At 46.4% G+C, this 1009-nt stretch carries 3 protein-coding genes; all 3 read left to right on the forward strand.

Features of this window, described 5'->3' with window-relative positions:
* Nucleotides 1–87 precede the first annotated feature (87 nt).
* Entirely contained in the window at nt 88–276 is a 189-nt protein-coding gene (locus QZ506_RS13835) for a hypothetical protein (RefSeq protein ID WP_291971797.1), read from the forward strand.
* Nucleotides 277–296: 20 nt separating this feature from the next.
* On the forward strand, nt 297–587 hold the full coding sequence (locus QZ506_RS13840; RefSeq protein ID WP_291971799.1) for a hypothetical protein: 291 nt from the start codon (nt 297–299) through the stop codon (nt 585–587).
* A gap of 62 nt (nt 588–649) precedes the next feature.
* Nucleotides 650–985: a hypothetical protein gene (locus QZ506_RS13845; RefSeq protein ID WP_291971800.1), complete on the forward strand. Its 336-nt coding sequence runs from the start codon at nt 650–652 to the stop codon at nt 983–985.
* The last annotated feature ends 24 nt before the right edge of the window (nt 986–1009 follow it).

Raw genomic sequence — 1009 nt, forward strand, 5'->3', positions numbered from 1 at the left:
CGCGCTGCTTTAGGGCCTTGTTATAAGAGGGCCAGTTGGTGATTTTAAAATTTTGTTTTGCCATGGAGACCTGATTTTGAAACAACTGTGGTGATCTGCTCCGATGATTACCCAAAAGTTCTATTTATTCAACAAAGCCCCAATGAAACTACAATGGTAGCTTTCCATCGAGACAGGATTGTTAAAGTAACGATAAATTACTATGACGGATCAATGAATCCAGAAGCAAAAAAACAAATTTCAAAGCTTTTAGGCACTCTAGCTTTCAATAAGTAAATCTTTGCAAGGGCACACATATGCAAGCAATTGGGATGATAATTTATCTTGGTATAAGTCTGGTGCAAATGGCAGCCATAATTGGCGGGTTAGAGGATTGGATGGGGCTTCATTGGTTACTGGCCGTGATTTTAGCCTTTTTTGTTACATGGGTACCGCTGCTTGGTACCGTTCTTGGCATCGGCGGAGCTATGACTGCGTGGCATTGGGAGTGGTGGCAAGCTGGTGGATTATTTATTTTCCCCCTTATCTTGTCCTTTATGATCGGAGCCGGCGCAACCATATTGGCAAAATTTAGAGGATACCAATAGTCAGAAAACCGAACGCCCACCCATAGCATCATAGCCTCATGTTTATCATGGGGCTTTTTCTTATGTACAACGATCACAAAACCCGCCTTTCCGTATTGAGCGACAAACTCACCGATACCGTGCTGATTGAAGCCGATCCCGACAATTGGCCCGGCGCGGGTAAAGCCATCGACAAGCACACCAAACAGGAGCGTGGCGACCGCTACTGGTTCAAGAAGAACGCGGCGGCCACGCTGACGCTATTAACCAAAGTGCATACGCTTATCGGTATCCATACACGCGGCGGAACCCCGACAGCCGAGGGTGACGATGATGATTTTGCTTTAGGTCAGAAGGTTGCAGCCGCTGAACGGGAAGCGGCGGCCATCATTGAGCGGTTACAGAAAGGGAAAAAATGATTTCCTTTGTCGCCTTCTTCATCA

The sequence above is a fragment of the Candidatus Symbiopectobacterium sp. genome, assembly GCF_020054415.1.
GTDB lineage: Bacteria > Pseudomonadota > Gammaproteobacteria > Enterobacterales > Enterobacteriaceae > Symbiopectobacterium.